Source organism: Microcoleus sp. N9_A1 (assembly GCF_036701795.1).
In the GTDB taxonomy this organism is placed as follows: Bacteria; Cyanobacteriota; Cyanobacteriia; order Cyanobacteriales; family Microcoleaceae; genus Microcoleus.
This window is the reverse complement of record NZ_JAUBRI010000076.1, coordinates 24,114-30,737: the sequence shown is the minus strand read 5'-3', so window position 1 is coordinate 30,737 and position 6,624 is coordinate 24,114. Positions and strand designations below refer to the sequence as shown.

At 43.4% G+C, this 6,624-nt stretch carries 7 protein-coding genes and 1 pseudogene; 5 read left to right on the top strand and 3 right to left on the bottom strand.

The annotated features are described in order from the left end of the window. A pseudogene (locus tag QUA58_RS26085) lies at window positions 1-209 on the top strand (hypothetical protein); the annotation flags it as partial. A 25-nt stretch (window positions 210-234) separates the two neighbouring features. Here the strand turns inward: QUA58_RS26085 and QUA58_RS26080 are convergent. From QUA58_RS26080 to QUA58_RS26070, 3 genes are read right to left on the bottom strand one after another with little or no spacing between them, the layout of a single operon-like run. Continuing rightward, a complete protein-coding gene (locus tag QUA58_RS26080; RefSeq protein ID WP_333396887.1) occupies window positions 235-663 on the bottom strand; it encodes a hypothetical protein in 429 nt (142 codons plus the stop codon). Further along, on the bottom strand, window positions 663-1,004 hold the full coding sequence (locus QUA58_RS26075) for a hypothetical protein (protein ID WP_333396884.1): 342 nt from the start codon (window positions 1,002-1,004) through the stop codon (window positions 663-665). Before QUA58_RS26075 ends, QUA58_RS26080 begins: the two co-directional genes overlap by 1 nt. A 3-nt stretch (window positions 1,005-1,007) precedes the next feature. Beyond that, window positions 1,008-1,580, bottom strand: a complete 573-nt coding sequence (locus QUA58_RS26070) for a tyrosine-type recombinase/integrase (RefSeq protein WP_333396882.1) — start codon at window positions 1,578-1,580, stop codon at window positions 1,008-1,010. Window positions 1,581-1,791: 211 nt separating this feature from the next. On the opposite strand from QUA58_RS26070, the gene QUA58_RS26065 reads away from it, so the two are divergent. From QUA58_RS26065 to QUA58_RS26050, 4 genes are read left to right on the top strand one after another with little or no spacing between them, the layout of a single operon-like run. Continuing rightward, complete coding sequence (locus tag QUA58_RS26065; RefSeq protein ID WP_333396879.1) at window positions 1,792-2,337, top strand: hypothetical protein; 546 nt, start codon at window positions 1,792-1,794, stop codon at window positions 2,335-2,337. After that, a complete protein-coding gene (locus QUA58_RS26060; protein WP_333396877.1) occupies window positions 2,337-3,167 on the top strand; it encodes a hypothetical protein in 831 nt (276 codons plus the stop codon). Before QUA58_RS26065 ends, QUA58_RS26060 begins: the two co-directional genes overlap by 1 nt. Further along, on the top strand, window positions 3,160-5,577 hold the full coding sequence (locus QUA58_RS26055) for a hypothetical protein (protein ID WP_333396875.1): 2,418 nt from the start codon (window positions 3,160-3,162) through the stop codon (window positions 5,575-5,577). Before QUA58_RS26060 ends, QUA58_RS26055 begins: the two co-directional genes overlap by 8 nt. 11 nt (window positions 5,578-5,588) lie before the next feature. Further along, window positions 5,589-6,623 (top strand): hypothetical protein, encoded by a 1,035-nt coding sequence (locus tag QUA58_RS26050; protein WP_333396873.1) that lies wholly within the window; start codon window positions 5,589-5,591, stop codon window positions 6,621-6,623. Window position 6,624: the final 1 nt, after the last annotated feature.

The following is a 6,624-nucleotide window of genomic DNA, read 5'->3' as shown; positions in this document are numbered from 1 at the left end:
ACAAACCGGGTGGGACGGCCCGCAGCGGGGAATATTATAGACTGTCTTACCGGGATGGCGAGCGGCGCGTAAGACACAAGCACATTCGCGGGGGCAACACCGATTCGCCGATCGCTCAGGCAAAAGTGGCAGAAGTGCGATCGCTCCTGGCGGCTGGAATGTCACCAAGGGCGATCGCGGAAATAATCAAAACCGATGGCAAAATTTGAATTTGCGATCGATCAATTGCGAAAATTACGACAAATAGAAAATAGTCACGACGATCGGTCTATTCAGGATGTTAGCACTGTCTCCTGCAGCGAGTCGGCAAAAAATATTACCAGCATCAAGGTTCACCGAGTAGTTGTACCCCGGTATTCCCGCCAAACCGCCGGGAGCAATTAATGGTACGAATCCAGCGCTATTTGACAGATCGATTCTTATCATTGCAGAAAAAGCTGCAATTTTTGATTGAGTAAGCCCGTGAGTTGTAGTCGTAACGGACCCCTGTGCGGAGCCGGTAGTGAATTCAATCTTTTTGAATCGCAAGTATTGAGCGTGAGGATCGGCTGCCGCTGTGTGAGCCGCCACTGCTGCCGTCACTTCGGTGTCGCGGGCGATCGCAGCGGGAATATCCGTATCGGCGATCGGAGCGGCAGGATTTAAATTGGTTAATTTACCCATTAGGCAGCGATGGTGCTTTCGCTCACCATTAGGTTAGAAGTTCCGCTAGCCGTAATCACGGAAACAATACCCGTATACCGCGAGCTTGTAAGCTCTTGCTCAAACAGGTATCCAGGGGGAATTGGATGCTTGTACAAAGTGCTAGAAACAGTTGCATTTTCGCGTACATATACCGTTACAGAACCAGCATTGTAAATTGAATAATAGCCCCTCAAAGGGTTAGCGGCAAGCGCTACGGTCACAGTCGCAGTCGCGCTCACTGCGCTTACGGTATCTGAGTTCCTAATATCTTCGGCAATATTTACCGCGACATTAGAAGGATTTAGATTGACAAGTCCCATAATTTAAAAATTATCAATTGCGTTTTTGATTTGAGCATCTGAGACTTCGATATATCGAACCAATGAAGATAGGCTTTTGTGTCCAGTTATCCGTTGAATTAGTTTTACATCACAGCCTTGCTCGTTTAGTCGGGTGATAAAACCACGTCTGGCTGAGTAAAGTGAGAATCCTTGATTTTCTAACCCCGCTTTCTTTACCGCACGTCTAAAAGCTTTATCTACAGCCTGACGACTAAGATGCTGATCCGCTCGATAAAGGGAAGGAAATAAAAAACCTGATTCGGGAGGCTGATAAGCGGCAAGCATCAGCTTAAGAACTCTATGCGTATCTACTTGTCGGGTTTTTTTATCCTTACGGTTGTAAGCGGGATATATCACCGTGTCACGCGGTTGTCGCTTTGCAACGTCTGCATAGACGTGATTGACATCTATCCGCAAAATAGCTTCTGGCCTTTCCCCAGTGTACCAAGCCAAACCTAGAAATAATTTGTAAACATCTGTTGCAAAGTGGTTGCTGATTTGATTAAAAGTAATCGGACAGAGCGGTGTAGCTTGTCCAAGCCTCAAAAATTTCACAGTTGCTCTTTCCGTGCAATTACTCAGTGATTAGCAACCGTTTAGGCGCTTTATCTAGTCTAGCAGCCGAAACAGTTGATTTCCGGTTGTTTGTTTTTTTTAAACAGTTGCTCTTTTATCTATTTCAGCAACTTCTTAAGAATTAAGAAGCCTCTCATCAGGGTTGAAAATGTTACTTAAACTTAAAAAGTAAGATTTTATTTTAATTGTTATGTCAGACCATATTTCGGGTGCAGGCGCTTCTGTTTCGGGGAAAAGCTATTCCGATCCGGACGGGCCCACAAGTAAGGAGCGCTACGTGTACGGAATATTAGGTCTGTTGGAGCAGGAAGAAAATAATTTATCAAGAATCGCTGAAAGAACAGACAGGATAACTATCACAGCGAATCTTTCAACTAAAACCGCTGCAATTGACCTGCTTTTAAACGTGGTGGCAGCCAACGCAGCAGGAGGCAGCACAAGTTACACCGCAAGTCATTATCTTACAGGCTCTACATTCACAAGCGGCACGGGCGGCGATAGCACTGCCTCAAATTTGGCGCAAGCAGCTATGGAAGCTGTGGTCGCTCTCAAATTGCTTGAACTCGACCCCGCAAAAAATCCCAACAAGGTAACAGCTATCACTCGCTGCCAGCACATATTGGCCGCAAGCGGGGGAACAAATGCCACCTTTAGCGCCCTGCTGGAATTCCCGATCGAAATAATCAGCTTGCCCGGTGGCGGCAGCGTAATTGAAGGAAAGGTGTTTTTGAACTGATGGCAGAGAACCAATTAGGAAATACTAAAACTTTCCGCCGAAGCATTACTAGCGCGGACGGCACGGGCATTATTGAAATTCTAAATTGCGCCGATAGTTTTCTTGAGTATGATGCTTTATCCAGTTCTTACTACTTAGGTAAAAGCTTTTATCTGGAAGCCTTCAGCGGTGCAATTTACTTGCCATCCTTGCAGCAAGCACCTTTTCCAGAAATATTTCCTGAAATGAATTCAGCGGAAAAAATCGCTGCAATGCTTGCCATTGAGGGAGATTATCCGTTTGTAGGGTTAAGGTTTCACGCTCGCAAAGGTACAGGAGCTTGGTCAACTCTAGCAACTGCAAGATTGCAGAATAAAGGACGGGAAACGACAATCCCCTTCACAATTCCCTACTTGACAATCAATCAGTTAAAGATATTAAGTCCAGACGATCGGCTAGGAATTTCTATTATTAATTACGGCTCTGGCGTATTGGGAGCTGGCGATTATATTAACCTAGAAGGCGATTTTAGAGTCAATATTGACCTGATTGCTAAACCACAACAAATAAGGACGATCGGCGTCGGGCTACCTTATGGCGTGGAGATACCAACGGGTATGCCTACTCGCTTTCGACTGGCAAACACAAATAGAGCAATTCTTTACGCCACAAACACCGGAAATGCCGACATTTGGATTGCTGGCAATTCCAGTGTTGCGATCGGCACGGGTATTTATCTAGCCCCAAACGGCGGCGGTAACTTAACAGAGCAAACAATAACAGGGGAACTGTGGGCGATCGCAGATGGCGGCCCTTCTCGAATTTCGGGAGTAGAGGCTAGCTATGTCTAGGGTTAGCTCCAAGTCAGGGTTGTCGCCAAGCGCCACAAGAGGGTCAAGCGCGATCGACCTTGGCAAAGATAGCGGCGTCAATTTGGGTCAAAAAACGCAACCTTCGGTAACAACTGGAGGTATTGGTGTTACTCAAGAAGTAGCAAATATTGGTGGCTTAAGTGTCACCGGCGGGGTAAGCGTAGAGGTAAGCCCGCTTGCAATTAGCATCAGTGGCGATCCTTCAAATAATAGTATTTCAATTGCTGGTAGCGCTGAATTACCCGGCGGCATTTTAGGAGTCAGCGGAGGAGCGACAATTGATACCAATACAGGTGAAATTATAGGGGGAAGTATTGGGGGAGAACTTGGAGGTTTAGGAATTAATGTTTCTGCATCCAAGGAAGGAGATATCGGTGTGGAATTTACCTTGCAAATTCCTTTCACACCTGTTGAGATAAGTTTAGGTTTTGAATACCCTAAAAAAAAGGAAGAGCAATCAACACCAACACCGACACCAACACCGACACCGACACCGACACCAACGCCGAACATCGGATTTTCTGTAGATCAAATTCTTCCTTTGTTGGAAAATGACAAATGCTATCACGCAGTAATCCTCTGGCACACGTATATTCAAATTGAGTTTATTTGGAGTCCAGATCCCAACGTCTACGTACGCGCTTCTGTTGATTCAGATATTCACGGCGGCGGCGTATGGACAAACGGACAAAACCGTTTTTACGCCAGTTCTGCAAAAGAGCTTCCTTATCAACGAACTCCAGCTTATATACAATTTCACGATCCGCCAAACGTACCCTTAAATCAAGCCTTTTTATATCCCGACGAATTTAAGAAATACAAGGCTAATTTCAAGGCATGGGCTGCTATTAATGGCACATTGCAGATACATATCCCGGGGGGATACAAATACAACGAACAAGTATTAATGCCCTGGCATCTAACTGACACAGGAGCTTCTATAAAATACTATCTTCAAACTTACCGACCGACAGGACAAATTTGGGACGTTTCAATTTACGAAATCCCTTGCCGCATTGCAAATACAAGTCCTAATCTGCCTCGCCGCGTTTCTCCTACTCCTAGTCCTAGTCCCAGTCCTTCTCCTTTCCCAAACCCGCCACCAAGGAAGCAGAATATGGATGATTGTTGTAGAGACACTTTAAAACTACTAAGAGAAATCAAGCGATTCGAGCAAGAAACAATGATTTTATTAGGTAGACCTCTAGATTCTAAAGGAAACCTAGGTTCGGTACCAGCTAACGCTGAATTTTTCGGAGAAGAAACCGAAAGAACTAAAACTCCTATCAAAGATATTCACAGTCCAGAAAAAATCAAAATCAAATTTAGCAATTTTTATCAAATGATTAAATATATATTAGACCAGCAAATTGATTTAGATGTAGCATTAGATCCCAAAGGGTACAAAGTACCTGCAAAAGGTTCTTTCGTTCAGAACCCTGAGTATCAAAGAGATAGCGAACACTCTTTAAAAGAAAATTACCAACCCAACACTGATAAACGCGGTAACAAACGAGAGTTAAAAATAGGATCGGACATCTTAATAAATTCTTTTCTTCATCAACAAGAATATTTATTCAAAGCTTTTAAAGAATACGAATACCTCTTTCCTAGAGGAGAATTTGCAGACTTCAAAATAGACCGCTCATTAATTGCCCCTGGGAAAACAGGAGATATGCAAGTTCATAACAATTTTCAAACCCTGGAAGTATTGTTTCAATACCTTAATTCGGCCTTGGGCAATCCTAGAGAGCCTATTCACGTTGCAGATACAAATCCAGGAAAAGAAGGCAGTCAACCTATTACCGTAACGCCTTTTAGCTTGTCTCATTTGATGAGAGAAATGTACAAATACATTATTGATATGGAGGGCGACCAAGATTCTCAATTAAATTTAGCGTTGCGAGATTTTAGAACCAATTTAGCCAACCGCGTTCAAATTATCCAAATCGCCGAAATGGTTAAAGCGCTCTTTGAAGATAGCGGGATGGTGGAAAAGCAAAATTACATCAACATTAAATTAGAAGGAGATCCGTATGCTGGCTGTTTCACAGAAGGAAAGGGATTTGAGCCAAGCAAAGAGCTTGACGAAAATACAGAGGAAGCTACCGAAAAATTATTAGAGCGTACGCTAAAGAACTTTGAAATGAAAGTCAAAGTCTTTCAACGCGACAACAAAAAAGACCCAAACGATTTAAGAGATGTAGTAATTGAGTTGTACAACAAGTTGATAGAACAACAGGGAGGAAAAACCGTTCCACAAGACCAAATAGAAGAAGAATTGAAAAAAGCTAAGTTCAATGTTGAACTAGATGGAGCATTGACTAGAGTCAACACCAAAAAAGCTCAATCTGCCTCAACTTACCGTACTCGCAAAAAAAAGAAATAGGAGATATTACTGTGAATTTAACTGCTGCATATTTGCCTCAATCTTGGGTAAACGGCGAAGGTCTAAGTGAGATGATTGAAGGAGTTAAGGAATTCTTTGGTGGCGTAATAAACACAGCAGCACAGGTTTGGGATAATTTCCAGAAATACATCAGAAGCAAGGAAATAGGAAATGTTTTTGCTCCTGGTGTAACCGTAAATTTTGGTGATTGGTTGGATGAAGATCCGCTGGGCGCATTTGTTGGAGGATTAGCTGTTGGTTTGCAGTGGGCGGTTGAATTTTTTGTCACTGGCGCTGCGCTAAAGGGGGTGTCGGCATTGCTTAAGGGAGGTGGTGTAGTTATGCGCGTCGGCGGCAGAATTACTGGAATGTTTAATAGATTGAGGCCGATGCTTCAGCTATTAAAAAGTAAAATTGTTCAGCGTCTAGCTTTAGGAGCTATGGTGCGCTGGGGAGTAGGAGGAACTCAAAGAACTTGGAATTTTGATTGGAATCAATCCGATATGCAAATCAGGAAAAAACAAGGACAATTACTTGAGGGTTTGGCGCCGCAGTGGGGAGAAGCAATTGGCTCGATTCTTGGTACTTTTTGCGGATTTACATTAGGGAGACTAGCTGAGTCTAACCAGCATAAATTAATAAGATTCAATCCCAGCATTGTAGCTAAATTAAATGAATTAAGACTAAATACTTTTGACGAAGATTCGTCTTTGTGGGAAGAAGCTGTCGAAAATCTCAAATCGGCTATTAATGCTTCTAACCGCGTCGCGTCACAGCTTTTGGGATTAGAATCTTTTTTAAATATCAGAAAAATTATTAGAGGCGGTGCTAAATTAATTAACCTCAAAGCAATATTTCCCGGCATAGGTAACTGGATAGAAAAGTGGGGAGAGGAGGAAAGAGAGCCTTGGAGTTTCGCAAGTCAACAGGAGAAATTTGTTGAGTCGTTCCCTGAAGGGTGGAAGCGCGAAACGGTAGAAGAAGGGTTGGAAGCATTTCAAGACGCTTGTGCCGAGTCAATGATTGTAGTTAGTTACGCTTTGTAGG

What these genes read in the sequence shown, in the direction of transcription:
- QUA58_RS26080 (WP_333396887.1), bottom strand. Translation starts at nt 663, where the DNA reads ATGGGTAAATTAACCAATTTAAATCCTGCCGCTCCGATCGCCGATACG.
- QUA58_RS26075 (WP_333396884.1), bottom strand. Translation starts at nt 1,004, where the DNA reads ATGGGACTTGTCAATCTAAATCCTTCTAATGTCGCGGTAAATATTGCC.
- QUA58_RS26065 (WP_333396879.1), top strand. Translation starts at nt 1,792, where the DNA reads ATGTCAGACCATATTTCGGGTGCAGGCGCTTCTGTTTCGGGGAAAAGC.
- QUA58_RS26060 (WP_333396877.1), top strand. Translation starts at nt 2,337, where the DNA reads ATGGCAGAGAACCAATTAGGAAATACTAAAACTTTCCGCCGAAGCATT.
- QUA58_RS26055 (WP_333396875.1), top strand. Translation starts at nt 3,160, where the DNA reads ATGTCTAGGGTTAGCTCCAAGTCAGGGTTGTCGCCAAGCGCCACAAGA.